This is a genomic window from Ruegeria sp. BB9, assembly GCF_056539345.1.
In genome coordinates, this window is sequence record NZ_JBQFUU010000004.1 from 317,150 (window position 1) to 332,883 (window position 15,734).

Sequence of the window (15,734 nt, forward strand, 5' to 3'; positions counted from 1 at the left end):
CGGTTCCGCGAATGACTGGGGCTGGTCGACTGACCGGCCCCTTTTTTATTCTCCGATCAACTGATCCAGCCGACCCGCAAGGCCGCCTGCGGGTATCAAACCCTCCACCTTTCGCAGCAGTCGCGCGCCACCAAAGTTCAGCCACTGAGACTGCCGCAACGCCCAGTAAGCGGCTTTGGCAGATCCCAAGGCCGCGAGCTCGTCCCTTGAAACCATGAATGACTGAGGTTCCAAGATCTCGTAGGGATGCAGATAGACTTGCGGCGCGATACCCGCCTGTTCAGACCGTTCGATCAGTTTCCCCGCCAGATCCGAAGTCATGAACTTCAGATAGCTGCCTCCCAGACGCACCATCGGCCCCTTGCCCGCCAATGGCGTCATGAACAACGGCAAGATCCGGAGCGTGGTCAGCCCCATTTCCCGGGAAAACCGATCACATTCCTGCGCCGAAGCGAAGAATGACGAACAGTCGTAGTCGAAATGGCGTTCAATCAGTCGGTACTGTTCAGGCGTTGCGCGGTTCAATCGAAAGCGCGGGGCGCGAAACCCTCGAACAGGGGTGTTCCCGGCCTCTTCCAAAGCTTGCCGCGCCTGACCCAGCATACGGTCTATGGTCTCCGCAGACTGCAGGTCCATGCTGTCATGAAAATAGTAGTGGCAGGCAACCTCGTGGCCCCGCTTTGCGATTTCGGCCACCAGATCAGGCGCGTCGCGTGCCACGACCCCCGTGCAGAAGAACGTTGCGGCGCAACCCGTCGATCCGCCATGTGAGCGAAGGAAGTCATCAATGGTTTCAAAGCTTTGCCACAGCTCTTCAACTCTGAGGGGTCCGGTTTCCCAGACCCCCAGAAGGCGTTTCAGATCATGCGCAAAGTCTTCAAAATCGACGCTGAGAAACAGCCGGGTCACGCGACAGCTTGGGCCCGGGCGCTGTCATCCTTCAGCGCTTCGCGCAGCACGACGTAGTCACCGATCACCAGCGCATCTACTCCGGATGCCGCAAATGTCGCGCAAGCATCCAAAGGCGAATAGACGATGGGCTCCTGGATATTGAACGAGGTGTTCAACAACACGGGCACTCCGGTCTTTTCGCCGAACCGGGTCAACAGGGCGTGGTACAGCGGGTTCGCCGACTGCGACACCGTATGTACGCGTGCCGTCTGGTCAGTATGGGTGATTGCCGGGATGTCTGCCGCCCGATCGCCACGCACACGTGCAACGATGTTCATGTAGGGGCTGGTCTGATCGATCTCGAAAAAGGTCGAGGCCGCCTCCTCCGCAACGCTGGGCGCAAAGGGCCGGAAATGCTCGCGTTTCTTGATCTTGACGTTCAGATCGTCGCGAATGCTGTCCTTGCGTGGGTCTGCAAGGAAGGATCGGGCACCCAGGGCACGCGGGCCAAACTCTGCCCGCCCCTGGAACCAGGCGATGATCTTGCCCTCGGCCAGCAAGTCGGACACACGGTCCAGGAACTGATCGACAGGCAGGGCCTGCTGCGGTTCCGCACAAAACTGATCCAAGGCAGCGGTGATGTCGGCATCCGCCCAATCGGCACCCTGATAAGGGCTGCGGACCGAGGACAGATCGACCTGCTCGCTCGGAATGCAGGCCAGCGCTGCGCCAACTGCACAGCCAGCATCATGTGGGGCCGGTGGAATGATGACCTCGTCAAACGTGCCGTCCGCGATCAGCGTTCCATTCGCCGTGACATTCAACGCGCAGCCGCCGGAAATTACCAATTTGCGCAGGTCCGGATTGGCTTTGCGGACCGGCTCCAGAATATGGTGCAGGGCTGCCTCGAACGCGGCTTGCACGGATGCCGCCAGGTCCACGTGGCGTTCGTTCGGCGCGGTGCCGGGCTCGCGCCGGGTGCCGAACAGTTCTTCCATACGTGGATGGAACTCGCCGCGCAGGGCTGAGTGATAGTCGCACAGCGCGGTGTTCACGCGGTAACCGCCGTCATCGTCCAAGATCAGAATTTCGCGCAAGATGGCGTCGCGGTAGATGGGTTTGCCGTACGGCGCCAAACCCATCATCTTGTATTCACCTTCCAGCATCTTAAAGCCAAGAAAACCGGTGAAGGTCGAGTAGAAATGACCCAGCGAGTTGGGCCAGCGATGATCCGCCAGACCTTCCCGCTTGCCGTTCCGCACAACTGACACGATGGTCGAGCTTTCCTCGCCGCCACCGTCATAGGACAGCGAAACGAAGCTGCCCCAGTCACGCATCGCTTCGGCGTACAATTGATGGGTCAGATGGTGGTTGATGTAGTGCAACTTGAAATCGGCCGGACCATGCTCGGCCGTCAGGATCTTGCGGATGCGGAACAGGTCCATCCAGCCGCTGTCCTGTGACTCTTCCGACGAGGCATCTGACACGAACAGTGCCCCGATCCGCGCCGTTACGCTTTTGGCGGCCGAGGGTCGCTGCAAAATCTTGCGCATCGTGCCCATTCCGCGGCCGACCATACGCCAGGGCTGCCAATAGACCGCAACCTCGTCGATGTCCGAGAACTTCAGCCCGGCGATGCGCAGAACTTCGGCAATCGCCTGATGGGGAAATGCCCCGTCATTCTTGACCCGCGTCAGCCGCTCTTCTTCGATTGCGGCAACCAGCTTGCCGTCCTTGAACAGCGCGGCAGCGCTGTTGCTCATTGTAGCCAAACCCAAAATTACTGACATAACCTAAAACACCCTTGGCCAAAAAAACTTGCCTGATAACGCGGCTACGTTAACGCTCAGAGGCTGGTAGGTGCAACCCGGATGAAGGTGCCGCTCGATCAAATCTCAGCCTTTCACGGCCAACCGGAAGCCATGCAAGTGTGATTCACCGGACTTGTCAGCCTGTTGCACCGGTCTGGTGCCGGGCACTGCGCAGGGTACGCAACACCCACTCAGTGAACAATCGCGCCAAAAGTGCTCTTTCGTTCACGAATAGCCACTGCGTTAAGCCCGGCGGCAGCCGGTTACGAACTTGGGTTCCCCCAAACACCGAGCTTCTGCTAGGCTTAATCGTGGCATTTGTTTTGGTATTCGTGGAATGGATTTGCGGTTAATTCGATCCGTCAGCGCCCCGGTATTTTTGACCCGACGGACTGTCACATCTGTTTGCGAGGCACCTGGTCTTTGGACCGTGACTTGTCGAGGGAAGGGCTATTCATGAAAATCCTGTCTTTCAAATCCGGACATGACGGCACAGTTGCAGGTGTCGACAGCACCGACGGGCGTCTGCTGTTTTCCTACGAGGCGGAAAAGAACAGCTTCCCCCGGTATACGCCGGTTACGCCTGACACGTTCATTGACGCGGGTCTATGGTTCAAGGATTTGCCGGATGTCCTGGCCCTCAGCGGGTGGTCAAGCAACGGGGCCGACCACGTTACAACTTCGGGGGCCGGATACTTCGGTATCGGCGCGGGGTCTGAAACAGCTGGCAAACGAACCTTTTTTGGCAAGTCGGTCGATTATTACTCTTCAACTCACGAACGGGCGCATATCTGGTGCAGCTATGCCATGTCCCCCTTTCGTCAGGGCGAGCCCTGTTATGTACTTCTGTGGGAAGGCGCATTGGGAGATTTCTACGAGATCGACAGCGACCTGACCATTCATCACCGAGGGCAGGTGATGACGGCCCCGGGCACACGCTTTGCGTTTCTCAATGCCCTCGCCGACCCCGACTTTCCGGTCACGGGCAACTCACCCCGGCCACAGGATCCCGGCCGCCTGATGGCAGCCTGCGCATTTGGCGAAGACGGTCCACCAGATGCGGATGAGACGGAACTGATCAACCGGTTGCTTTCCTCGGACCTGGGCGGCGACGCACTTCGCAAAAGCGATTTTGTGACTTCACCCTTCTTCAACATTGGAACGGACAGCCAAAAGCTGAAGAACATGGCCACCAAGCTGTCCAAAGCGATATTCCAGAAGTTTCGCGACTATGCGGAACAGAACCTGCCTGAAAAGTATCCGCTGCTGATCGCCGGCGGGTGCGGCCTGAATGGACACTGGAATACCGCGTGGAAGCAAAGCGGGCTCTTCCGTGAGGTCTTCGTACCGCCGACGACCGGCGACTCGGGATGTGCCATTGGAACCGCCGTGGACGCGATGCGCCACTATACCGGCCAAGCCAAACTGGAATGGTCGGTCTATTCCGGCCAGTCCTTCTGCGACGACCGCATCGACACGCAGGGCATGACCGCAACCGAACTGAACCTAAACACGATCGCCAAAGACCTGCTGGACGGAAAGATCATTGGCTGGACCCGAGGCAATTGCGAGATTGGGCCGCGCGCTTTGGGAAACCGGTCGATCCTGGCCGCGCCGTTTTCCCCGAAGACACGTACGCGACTGAACCGGATCAAAGGACGGGCCAGCAACAGTCCAGTGGCGCCGTCTTGCCTGGAAGAGGATGCTGCACTGCACTTCGACATCAGCGCGCCCTCGCCATACATGTTGGACTTTTACCGCGTTACCAATCCGGACCTGGCCGCAGTAACCCATGTCGACGGTTCGGCGCGGGTACAGACGGTCAACCGCAACCAGAACCCCTATTTTTACGACCTTCTGGCCGCGTTCAAGGCGGCGTCGGGGGTGGGCGTGCTCTGCAACACCTCGCTCAATTTCAAGAACTCCGGCTTCATTAATACAACTCGGGATCTGGCACATTATGCCCGCCATGTCGGGTTGGATGGATTCGTCGCGGGCAATACCTATTACACATTCGACAACCCGCGCTGTTGACCGAACAAGCTATCAAGCGAGCAACCGATCATAGATCTCGCAAACCCCGTTCACATGAATATCCAAGCCGAAATTTGCACGGGCATAGTTCTTTGACGCTTGTGAAATCTCCTCGAACAACGCTCTGTCCTGATGCAACTTGCGCACAGGTTCCACGAATGTCTGAGGGTCGTCGGGGTCGACCAGCACACCGGTTTCCCAGTCCGTGATCGCTTCGATGTTGCCGCCGTGACGGGTCGCGATGACTGGAGTTCCCAAATACATCGCTTCGATCAACGTACGGCCAAACGGTTCGTCCAGAGCGGTCACCAGATTGGCATCCATTGCAGCCATGTACCCATCGATCGGCTGTCGGAAACCCATCATATGGATATGCTCGCTGGTCCCCGCCTCATTTGCGATGCGAAGGCAGGTCTGGCGCAACGGTTCGTCCCGCTCGGCCGCGCTGCCGAACAGAAGACCATGCACCGGAGTGTCGGGCATCGCATTTTGCACAGCCGCGATGACCCTTACAAAATGGTCGGGACGCTTGCGCGTGACGAAGTTTCCGAAATACCCGAGAAGCAGCGCGTCATCGGGCAATCCCATCTCGGCGATTACGGCTGCTCGGGCTTCGGACCTATCCGGTGGGTCAGGGTTGAAATCAAATGGGCTGCGGATCACGGTGAACTTCTTGTCGACCGACCGCACCGGGTTGCTTGGCTTCGAAAAATGCGAAACGCTGATAATGTGGTCGGAAAATAGCGGCGCCAGTTTGTTGATCCCGAACGCGGTCGGATCCTGCCGATGGTGCCAGATGTGTTTCCTGCCCGCCAGACGGGCCGGCAGCACCCAGTTGGCATGCATCCGACCTTCGTTTGTGTGAACGATGTCGGCATCGATGCGCTTTAGGACACTTGCCAGCCTCCATGCGCTAGAAGTCAGGTATCGCCCCGGGCCACAATCGCGCGGATAGCTGAGCCCGCCCGGAGACATCAGGCTGGGATCGTGCAGGATTTCGACGTCCAATCCCAGCGATCGGGCATACTCCGCCGCCGGGCCGGCCTCGTAGTGGACCAGGATATGGGGCACATACTTCGACCGGTCCAACGCCGCCGCAAGTTTCAAGGCTGACACGTGACTGCCGCCAATAACGGTGTCACCTTCGAAGGGAAATAGAATACGTCTTGGCATGGATGGTCTCAAAACACTCGTGACTCAAGGAATTTAGGGACAGGGCCGGAAGATCACCAACCCATCATGTTTCGTGTTTTCTGGCCAGATAAGACCGGATGGCGAATATGCAGCCCACCGTCCAGATCACATTGAACAACAAATGGGCCAGGGCAATCCCCTCGATCCCCATCCAATACAGCAACGGCAGAAATGAGGCCGTAAAGATCACCGTCGCAACAATCGTCGTGCGCACAAGTGCGCTGTCCAGCCCCATGCTCAGCAAGGCGGGGTTCAACACCAAGCCCCCCAGATACACGATCGCGGCATACATCAAGATCGTCATGACGGGCGCTGCGCCACGGAACTCTGGCCCGAACAGCAGAACGGCCAACTCTGGCATCTTCAGCGCCAACGGAATGGAGACCAGGATCGACACCCCGCAAACCGAGAGCGACACCAGCCGTACAAGACGCCAGAACCGGCCGAAATCGCCGACGGCCCATAGGCGGGTCATCTCGGGGTACAGGACTTGCCTGACGGGGCCGCCAATCCGAACAACATTGGCCATGATGCGCTTGCCCACCTGATAGAAGCCCACCGATGTCACGTCCAGCAGGGCGCCGACGACAAGTATGTCCAGCCGCTGAGTCGATTGTCGCAGGATTACGTTGAAATTCGAATTCCAAAGGAACCGCAGATACCCGGGGTTATGGGCAAAAGCCCGCCGCAGCGGCTGGGACAAAAACCTGTGCAAGTTGCGTTTTTTCAATTCGGCCAGTGCCAGAAAGAACGCAACCAGCCCGGTCAGGATCTGATGCATCAGCAACAGAGCCACAAATGCCCAGATCCCCAAGTCCAGCAGAAAGGCGATGATGACTCCGACAAGCCGAAGGCCGGCGATTACCATGTCCGAGATCGCCAGCACGTCGAACCGGTCGAAAATTCGAAGAACTCCAATGCCGGTTGGTCGGAGCGATAGAAACAACCCAAAGGCAACAAGCGTGATATAGGACGCGCCTTCAGGTTCAGACAGCCCGATGAACGGAGCAAGCTTTGGCGCCAGCATTATCGCCACCGAACCAGCCAGCAGCCCGCCAAGGCAATCGGTCACCACAGACATCTTGATCAATTGTCGGAATCTGTTCGGATCCTCTTCGATCAGAGCCTCGCTGCCGTACTTGATGGTTGCCTGCCATGGCTCGAGCCGGAACAACCTGTCCATCACCTGAATGTACGCGTCCACCAGCGCCAGAATCCCAACCGCAGCCGGCCCGATTGCGCGAGCCGTAAAGATGAGGCTGGCCAAACCGAACAGACCAACCAAGATCTGCGACAAGAACATCCATGACATGTTCTTGGCCAGCCGCTTCAGCAGCGGCTTCGAGCTTGGCTCACTCATCGGTTCACGCGAAACCACGCGGCGCTATCCACGCGGTGTTCAGGAAGCGGGTCATCAATTCACCCATGCACTCGGTACAATTCAATACGTTTCCAAAATTTGTGGCGGGTTAGGTCATGTTTCCGGTTGTTTCCGTTCCTATCATTTAGTTGTCTTGGATTATATCGTTTTACGAAAGCGCAGTTTGCCGATTGAATCCAGTACTGATTGTTGAAAGGGCTTTTGAAGTTGCGACAGAAACCAATTCTTGTTCGGAGCACCTGTCGGGGTGCCAACCGGTGCGGCTCGGATGCCGACCGCGCCCGAAGCCAGACTGAAAATACCCGGTCCGAAGGCTGAATATCCCGTCATGACCCGTGCACCCGTTCTTGTCCATATCGGCTATCACAAAACCGCTACGTCGTCCCTGCAACAGCAGCTGTTCTCGGCGCCGGACGCACCGTTCGCCACTCCGCATGGCGATCGCAAATACATTCTTTCGAACCGGATCGTGCTGCCGCAGCCGATGACCTATGATCCCGGAGAAACTCGCAAGATGTACGAGAGTTTCCTTAGAAAATCGCAGGATAACGGGCAGGTTCCGGTATTCTCTCACGAGAGATTCTCGGGTTACCCGGCCAGCGGCGGGTTCGACAGCACCATCATTGCCGACCGTCTGCAACGCACTTTTCCCGACGCCTACATCCTGGTCGTATTCCGCGAGCAGCTGTCGTCGATCCTGTCGATGTACAGCCAGTACATTACCGATGGCGGCCACGGATCGCTGAAGACATATCTGTCCGAACCTGAACCGAATCTGCGGCGCGCGCCGATGTTCTCGGAGGAGTTCTACCGGTACCACCGCTTGTTCAAATTTTACCAGGACAAGTTTGGCAAGGATCGTGTGCTTGGATTGGCCTACGAACAGTTCATTTCCGAGCCGGATTCCTTTGTGGAAACCCTGTGCAATTTCGTCGGCGTCGAGCACAAGAAGCGCGAATTTGAAGTCACGAACGAGAAGAGATCGGAGTGTTTTCAGATTCTGCAGCGATTTGTTAATTTCACGCTCAGCGACAACCAGCTGAGCAAAGGCGCATTGTTGCCGTTTCCGAACGCAACGCGCAGATTCGGAAAATTGAGCCGGCCGATCGGACGCATCTTTCCCGGCAAGTTGGATCAGATGCTCAAAGACCGGCTGGTCGGCAGAATTCAGTCCCGATTTGACGGTGCCTTTGCTGAGTCAAACGCCGAACTCCAATCCTTGACTGGCCTCGATCTAGGTCAGTTCGGGTATCAGCTGCCTTCGACCACAACCACAGACTGAACTGTGCTTTTCTGTCCCCCCAAAAAACAAAATGACCAGCACCCCATATGCTGGCCATTTGTCGAGTGAGTGGTCGGGCCAACGGCCCCACCGGTCGAATTTCGTTGTTGATATAAGGTTAGCCAGTCTCAGGCGGCCAGGGAATTAGGGGTTTCCCGTAGTTTCCGCGAATTCTTTCAAATATTCCCATTTATCATTAAATAACAAGTGTTTGGAAGAGCCGCCACCCCTCAAATTGCCTCATCCTCTCGGGTATTGGTCGAAAATCCCATTTTGCCGAGAAGGATCGCATTGATCCGACGGACGTCGAACGCATCCTCGGCACGCTTCCGCGATGCCAGACCCATTCGGGCCACCAGATCAGGACTCTCGACGAACGAGGCCATGGCGCGGCTCAGCGCCTCAGGGTTCCGGACCGGCACGACGTAGCCAGTCTCGCCGTTGATAACCGGATCTGCGCAACCCGGCGCATCCGACGTGATGACAGCCCGCCCCGACGACATCGCCTCGAGGATCGTGCGCGGTATCCCTTCGCGGTAGGCCGACGGCAGCACAAAGACCGAACACACTGCTAGATAGGGCCGGACGTCCGAAGTTTCTCCCAAGTATTCGATCACGCCCTCGCGCGTCCATTCGTCGATCTCGCGTTGGCCGATGGAATCCGGGTTGGCGTCCATCGGACCAAGCAATTGGCATCTTGCTTGGGGGTGCGTTTCTTTCAGTAAACGGGCAGCCTGAACGAAATCAAACACGCCCTTCTCGCGCAGCAGGCGCGAGATCATCAGAAAAACGGGCGGCCCAGCTGGCGGATCGGTATATCCGTAGCGATCCAGATTTACGCCAGACCCGGGCACGATGCTGAGCTTTGCATCTGGTGCAACAAGGCGCCTTTCTCGGAACTCTTCGGCATCTGCGTGGTTGTAGACGAGCACTTCGTCCACGCCTCTCAGCGCAATACGATAAAGAACCGATGACACGGCACGAACCGCCCGCCTCCGAAAAGTCAGGCCATGGGTGCTGTAGACATAGCCCAACCCGGTGTTCATGGCATAGATCCGGTCCACTCCCGCCCATTTTGCGGCCAGGCAACCATAGATGATTGGCTTCATGGTGTAGGCAAAGACACTGTCGGGTTTGAATTCCTTGAAAACGCGCACAAGAGCACGCAGCGTGCGCATGTCCTCAACCGGGTTCATCCCAGCACGTGATAGCGGAAACTGCACGAACTTCACACGGATTTTTGCAAGCGCAGTTTCCGTCGCCTCGTGGCGCTCGGGACCGCAGGCGACGACCTCAGCCCGCTCTGACAGCTCCTTCAGCAGGTCATAGCGAAAATTCAGCAAAGACGCAGTCAGATTGGCGACAACCACGATCCGTGGTCGCGCCCGTGCGGGGAGGGAGACCTGCGGTTTCAACTTTTGCAACAATGCCAACTCCTGATGGCAGAGCAGGCGCTGCGGCCCGCCTGGTTTGGTTCAACTCTCCGGGCGGCAGGTGCTATGGCCATGTTCGACCCCCGCTCCAACCCTGCGATGAGCAGCATCGGCAATGATCCGGTCCCATTTCTCAAGAATACTGTCTGGGGCCAGCCAGTCCCTGTTGTGTTGGTATCCCTGACGCATCTTGTCCAGCAATTCAGGATCGTCGCTCAGCTGCAGCACTGCGCGGGCCAGTTCCGCCGTGTCTTCGGGCGCAACAAGCAATCCATTCTCACCGTGTCGGATCAACTCTTTCGGTCCGTAGGGGCAATCAAAAGACACAACCGGCAAGCCTGCGACGGTCGCCTCTGCCACCACATTGGGAAACCCCTCGAAGCGGGAGGAAAACACCAGTATGTCCGCGCCCTTCATCCACGCTCCGGGTGTGTCGCTCGCGCCGGGCAAGGAGATGACGCCCTGCAGACCCAGCCGGTCCCGCTGAGCCTCGAGCGCGGCACGTTCCGGGCCTTCCCCGAAAATCGTCAGGCGCGCGTCCGGGTTTTTCTGGATGATTTCCGACATTGCATCGATCAACAGATCGAACCCCTTTTGCGGATCCAGCCGCCCCACCGCGACCAGCCGATTGCCACACGAACCAAGGAGCTGGGCTGCACCTTCGATTGGCGCACAGGGGTTTGGAATGACCTGCGCCTTGCTCCGCAATGACGGCGGCAGGTCCTGGCGTACCCGCTCAGTCTGCATGACCACGGTGCTGGCTCGATGTCCAAGGATGTTTTGAGCGTGGCGCCAGACAGGGTTGGCGTTTTGCACAATCGGGTTGTTCCGTTCTGAAACGATCACCGGAACATCCCGCCTCAGAGCTGCAGCGAGCGTCAGGACATTGATTTTAGTCAGAAAGGATACCACCACGTCGGGGTTCTCGTCCTGGATGAAGCGACGAATCCGGCGCAGGCGGGCCAGCTGTTTCAGCCTCCTGAACCCGTCGTTTCCGCCTTCGGCCACCAGCAGGCTGACGCCGTCAGGGAAAGAAAAATACGACCCGTCCTCGGGCATGGTCATGCCCGCAACCGAGACCTGATCGCCAAGCCCGATCCGATGGGCTGCAAGAACCGAGACGATCTTTTCGGCACCGCCAGCTCCGAACCCACCCTGAACGATCAGTATCTTCACTGCGCCCGCTCCACCATTTGCGCGCTGTCGGCGCGGTTCTGTTTCCCAGACGTGTTCAGTTGTTCCACCGGGCCATTCAGCTCGGCTTCAACCACGGGCTGGTTGAGGTTTTTGGCCTGCAGAAAGATCCGGCCGACGTATTCCCCAAGGATGCCAAGGAACATCGCATTCAGGGTCATCGACAAGAGCAGCAGGATGGTCGTGGTTGCAAAACCTGCGGGCCAATCCTGGCCAAAGAACAGCTTGCCGATGAGGTAGCCGATCATCAACAGGAACATCGACAGCCCTACTGTCAGGCTGATCAGCGAAGCCAGGCGCAGCGGGAGCAGAGAATGGTTGATCAACCCGTCCACAGCCAGCGCCACCATCGCCCGGACCGGAAACTTGGATTCCCCCGCTGTCCGGGCCGCGCGATCATACTCGAACCCGACCTGCGAAAACCCCATGCCGCTGATCAATCCACGAACATAGGGCGAGCGGTCATCGACCCGGCGCAATTCGTCCAATATCCGTCTGTCAGTCAGACGAAACTCACCCGCGTTGCGCGGAAGATTATCGTTGCTGATCATGTCGATCAGTGCATAGAACCCCCGCCGTGCAGCGGCAACAACAGGGCCATCGGGCAGGCTGCGGCGAATACCATAGACGACATGATTCCCCTGCCGCCACAGGTCCAACATCTGAGGGATCAACTCGGGCGGGTCCTGCATATCGCAATCGAGTTGCACCGCGCAGGCACCGGTCGCTGACCTGTATGCTGTCAGAACCGAAGCCTGGTACCCCATGTTCCGCGCAAAGCGGATCACTCGGACCCGAGGGTCCTTCCCCGCGATTTCAGACAGGATTTCAAACGTCCGATCCTCGGAATGATTGTCGTTGAAGATGATTTCAGGCTCGTACCCATCCAGTTTGTCGAACACCGCCAGCACGCGCTCATAGGCCGTACGGACGTTGTCTTCCTCGTTGTAGGCGGGGATCAGAATGGAAATGACCGTCATGCGTTTTGTCCTGCCATGTTCTTCTGCGCATCCGAAGAGGTGGCCCAATCGACTGTATCCCGCAGGCCGTCCTCCACCCCGACCCGCGCGGTCCAGGGATAAAGGGAATGGATAAGTCCGGGATTGTTGACCAGGTGCATCGGCTTACCTGACGGGTCGGCATAGTCGAGCTTCCCGGGTCCGGAACCGGTCAGCTCAGCCAGAATCGCGGCCGCATCACGGACTCGAGTAGCCACTCCGGTACTGACATTCACCACCGGAACGTCATCCCGCGCTGCATCCGCCAACATCAAAAGGGCGCGCACGGCATCGCCGACATGCAGAAAATCCCGGCTATCATCGGGGCGTCCGATGCGTGCGGCCTCCCCGTTCAGCAAAGTGCGGATCAGATACGGGACCAACTGAGGCCCGGTCTGACCCGGACCATAAGTCAGTGAAAGCCGGGCCGTCATTGCCGTGAATGGCAGGCGCGGCCGCAGCATGGTCAAGTACTTGGTCCCTGCCAGCATAGATGCCCCATAGCTGTCGCGCGGCATTTCGCATTGGGTTTCAGTGTAAGGTGAAGGAACCTCACCGTATTCGGCAATGGTTCCAAGGCGGATGAACGCATCCGGAGGTGCGTCGCAGGTCGCAGCGGCACCCAACACGGTCATCAACGGCACAAGATTGTCGCCCACGCTGGCTTCGGCATCTTTGAGGTCAGGCCGCGTTACAGCCCGGGTGTTTGCCGCCGCATGAAATACAACCTCTGGCTGGGACGCGTCAAACACGCGGCGCAAAGCATCCTTGTCGCCCAGGTCGACACGCTGCAATTCGACATCTGGTATTCCATCAGAGAGGAATCCGGGTCGGACCAAGGCCACGACCTGATCCCCCCTGTCCATACAGGCTCGGAGCAGATGCTGTCCGATGAACCCTCCGGCCCCGGTGATCAGAACGCGCCTCGTCATGACAACCCGCCGCCGGCCATGTTCTGGGCCAGATTGGTGAAACCCGCGCTTTGCGGGTTACCTGTATCATGATCAGTTGCCATCAGTTTCATTCCTGCGCCCTGGCCGGTCCCTTCGATACTATGGAATTTGGACCCCTTGGGATAGTTTCGCCAACACCGATCATTCCGCACCCACCAACCGCAGACGGAAAGCGACCGCTGGAAGACCTCGGATCAAGATGCTTTGCGCGGCATCCCGGTCATATGTGGCTTGAGGAATTCCTGCGTCTTTTCATGCATATAGTCGATATGAGCCTGAGTCAGCCCGTGATGGCATGCCAACAGAATACCGCCGCGCATCACGGCATCAGACACAGGATAACCTGCGGTTTCCGCGCGATACTCAACATCTTTCATGGCCGGCTGGCGCAAAATGTTGCCGGTAAAGACCGGCCGGGTCTGGATGTCGGCCTTCTCCAGGAAAATCTGCATCTCGCTACGGGTAAACGGAGCGCCTTCTCGCAGAGTCAGCGGGAACGCCAGCCAACCGGTGCGTGCGCCCGGCAGCTGTTCAGGCAGAATGAACCATTCCTCATACTGCGCGAAAAACGCGCGATGGGCAGCAAAGGCTTCCTCGCGGACCCGAATGTTGTTCTCAAGCTTGCCCAGTTGCACCAGGCCGAAAGCGGCGCTGATCTCGGAGGGTTCAAGATTGTAGCCGAGCGCCTCAAACAGGAACTTGGCATCGTATTCCATCCCATCCAGCTGAACGTTGAAGCGGTTCTCGATGGCCTCGGATTCGACGAACAGCGACGAGCTGCGCCCCCACGACCGCATCAGCAATGCCTTGCGTGCCAACTCGTCATCATTGACGCACAGCATTCCGCCATTTCCTGCGCCGTTGATGACATGGCTGCCGTAGAAGCTGGTGGTCGAAACATCCGACCAGACGCCCGTGCTGGTGCCGTCGATCGTGGCACCCAATGTGTCGGCACTGTCTTCGATCACCTTCAGGCCATGAGCATCGGCCAGTTCCCGGATCCGACGCCAGTCCGGGAGGTTGCCTATCAACGAGGGGATCATCATCGCCGAGGTCTTGGGCGAAATCATCCGCTCGATCTGTTCGACATCTATGTTGTAGGTTCCCTCGGCCGCATCAACGAATGCAGGCACAAGCCCTTGCCGCACCAGCGGAGCGACCGTGGTGGCAAACGTCAAAGCCGGGGTGATCACCTCGGATCCCTTGGGAAGATCCAGGATTTCGACGGCCAGATAGTTCGCCGAGGACCCGGAATTGACCATGATCCCATGTGCCTTCGAAAACAGTGCAGCGACTTTCTGCTGCATCTCCCGGACTTTGGGTCCCATTTGGGTGGATGTTTTCAGAACCTCGACGACGGCGTTGATCTCTTCCTGGCCGTGGACTGTCTGTCCGTAATTCACTCTCATCAAAAAATCTCCTGAAAATCTACTGTGCGGCCAGCCCGGTTTGGTCGCAACCCGTGCCGGACATGAGGTCTTGGTACGCGGTGATCTGCGATTGGGTGACCTTGCCCATGTCGTCGCCCGCAGCGTGGGCCTTGTACCAGTCGGTTGTAAGTTCAACGGCTTGAGACAGTTCAAGCCGAGGCCGCCAGCCCAAACGGGTCTGCGCCTTGGTGCTGTCCAACCGAAGTATGCCAGCTTCGTGGGGCGCCGTTGCGGACTCATCCGGGAAACGGAACCCGGGCGCGCCTGCCCCCCAGGCGCGCCACATCATATCCGCCAGATCCCGGACATTGACGGTGCCCGATACGTCTGGCCCGAAATTCCATGCCCCGGCAAAACGCTGTCCGTCGCTCAGAATCTTCTGGGCCAGCAGCAAATACCCTGCGACAGGCTCCAGCACATGCTGCCATGGCCGAATGCTATCCGGGTTTCTGATGGTTACCGGCTGGCCATCATGCCAGGCTCGAATGATGTCCGGTATCAACCGGTCTTCACCCCAGTCTCCTCCGCCGAAGACATTGCCCGCCCGAACCGTCGAAAGCTGAGGGCCACTCGTGTCAGAAAAGAAAGTATGCGCATACGACTGGGCCACAAGCTCGGTTGCCGCCTTGGAGGCACTGTACGGATCCTTGCCGCCCAAAGGGTCGTTTTCGCGATAACCCCACAGCCATTCCCGATTATCATAACATTTGTCGCTGGTAATCACGACCACGGCCTTCAGCGATGGCATTCGTCGCACGGCCTCCAGAACGTTGACCGTACCTTGGACATTGGTCGCAAATGTCTCGGCCGGTTCGCGATAGGATTTGCGCACCAGAGGTTGCGCAGCCATGTGAAACACCACTTCGGCATCCAGACCCTCGGTCGCCCGTGCCAAGGCCGCCGGATCGCGAATATCGGCAAAACGGCTGTCCATTGTCCGATCAAGTCCGCACGCCTGATAGAAGGAAGGCCCGGGCTCGGGCGGCAAGGCAATGCCTGTGACCTGCGCGCCCAGCCGGTTCAGCCAGGTCGAAATCCATCCGCCCTTGAACCCGCTATGCCCTGTCACAAGCACCCGACGGTCGGTGAATTGACCGCCGAAAATCTGATCGGACTGACCAGTCATTGGTTCC

At 58.2% G+C, this 15,734-nt stretch carries 12 protein-coding genes; 2 read left to right on the forward strand and 10 right to left on the reverse strand.

Annotated elements, in window-relative coordinates; genetic code table 11:
- Positions 1 to 45 precede the first annotated feature (45 nt).
- Entirely contained in the window at positions 46 to 909 is an 864-nt protein-coding gene (locus tag ACR0FC_RS15290) for a polysaccharide deacetylase family protein (protein WP_170341646.1), read from the reverse strand.
- Positions 906 to 2,681, reverse strand: coding sequence for a carbamoyltransferase family protein (locus tag ACR0FC_RS15295; RefSeq protein WP_302476855.1), 1,776 nt, complete (start codon positions 2,679 to 2,681; stop codon positions 906 to 908). The genes ACR0FC_RS15290 and ACR0FC_RS15295 overlap by 4 nt, the downstream gene beginning before the upstream one ends.
- Before the next feature lie 477 nt (positions 2,682 to 3,158).
- On the opposite strand from ACR0FC_RS15295, the gene ACR0FC_RS15300 reads away from it, so the two are divergent.
- A complete protein-coding gene (locus tag ACR0FC_RS15300; RefSeq protein ID WP_170341651.1) occupies positions 3,159 to 4,736 on the forward strand; it encodes a carbamoyltransferase C-terminal domain-containing protein in 1,578 nt (525 codons plus the stop codon).
- A 12-nt stretch (positions 4,737 to 4,748) separates the two neighbouring features.
- Here the strand turns inward: ACR0FC_RS15300 and ACR0FC_RS15305 are convergent, their stop codons facing one another.
- Both ACR0FC_RS15305 and ACR0FC_RS15310 read right to left on the reverse strand, forming a co-directional pair.
- Positions 4,749 to 5,909: a glycosyltransferase gene (locus ACR0FC_RS15305; RefSeq protein ID WP_170341653.1), complete on the reverse strand. Its 1,161-nt coding sequence runs from the start codon at positions 5,907 to 5,909 to the stop codon at positions 4,749 to 4,751.
- Positions 5,910 to 5,973: 64 nt separating this feature from the next.
- Positions 5,974 to 7,290 (reverse strand): lipopolysaccharide biosynthesis protein, encoded by a 1,317-nt coding sequence (locus ACR0FC_RS15310; protein ID WP_170341656.1) that lies wholly within the window; start codon positions 7,288 to 7,290, stop codon positions 5,974 to 5,976.
- A 349-nt stretch (positions 7,291 to 7,639) separates the two neighbouring features.
- On the opposite strand from ACR0FC_RS15310, the gene ACR0FC_RS15315 reads away from it, so the two are divergent.
- Positions 7,640 to 8,593, forward strand: a complete 954-nt coding sequence (locus ACR0FC_RS15315) for a sulfotransferase (protein WP_170341658.1) — start codon at positions 7,640 to 7,642, stop codon at positions 8,591 to 8,593.
- A gap of 230 nt (positions 8,594 to 8,823) precedes the next feature.
- Here the strand turns inward: ACR0FC_RS15315 and ACR0FC_RS15320 are convergent, their stop codons facing one another.
- The 6 genes from ACR0FC_RS15320 to rfbG all read right to left on the reverse strand — a co-directional run bounded on the left by ACR0FC_RS15320 (position 8,824) and on the right by rfbG (position 15,727).
- Positions 8,824 to 10,017, reverse strand: a complete 1,194-nt coding sequence (locus ACR0FC_RS15320; RefSeq protein WP_217358650.1) for a glycosyltransferase family 4 protein — start codon at positions 10,015 to 10,017, stop codon at positions 8,824 to 8,826.
- Positions 10,018 to 10,068: 51 nt separating this feature from the next.
- The gene (locus ACR0FC_RS15325; protein WP_170341664.1) at positions 10,069 to 11,202 is read right to left on the reverse strand and encodes a glycosyltransferase family 4 protein; all 1,134 of its coding nucleotides are present in this window, start codon (positions 11,200 to 11,202) and stop codon (positions 10,069 to 10,071) included.
- Positions 11,199 to 12,200 (reverse strand): glycosyltransferase family 2 protein, encoded by a 1,002-nt coding sequence (locus tag ACR0FC_RS15330; RefSeq protein ID WP_170341666.1) that lies wholly within the window; start codon positions 12,198 to 12,200, stop codon positions 11,199 to 11,201. The genes ACR0FC_RS15325 and ACR0FC_RS15330 overlap by 4 nt, the downstream gene beginning before the upstream one ends.
- Positions 12,197 to 13,150: an NAD-dependent epimerase/dehydratase family protein gene (locus tag ACR0FC_RS15335; protein WP_170341668.1), complete on the reverse strand. Its 954-nt coding sequence runs from the start codon at positions 13,148 to 13,150 to the stop codon at positions 12,197 to 12,199. Before ACR0FC_RS15335 ends, ACR0FC_RS15330 begins: the two co-directional genes overlap by 4 nt.
- A 215-nt stretch (positions 13,151 to 13,365) precedes the next feature.
- The gene (locus ACR0FC_RS15340) at positions 13,366 to 14,580 is read right to left on the reverse strand and encodes a DegT/DnrJ/EryC1/StrS family aminotransferase (protein WP_170341670.1); all 1,215 of its coding nucleotides are present in this window, start codon (positions 14,578 to 14,580) and stop codon (positions 13,366 to 13,368) included.
- A 19-nt stretch (positions 14,581 to 14,599) separates the two neighbouring features.
- Positions 14,600 to 15,727, reverse strand: coding sequence for a CDP-glucose 4,6-dehydratase (rfbG, locus tag ACR0FC_RS15345; RefSeq protein ID WP_170341672.1), 1,128 nt, complete (start codon positions 15,725 to 15,727; stop codon positions 14,600 to 14,602).
- Between the last annotated feature and the right edge of the window lie 7 nt (positions 15,728 to 15,734).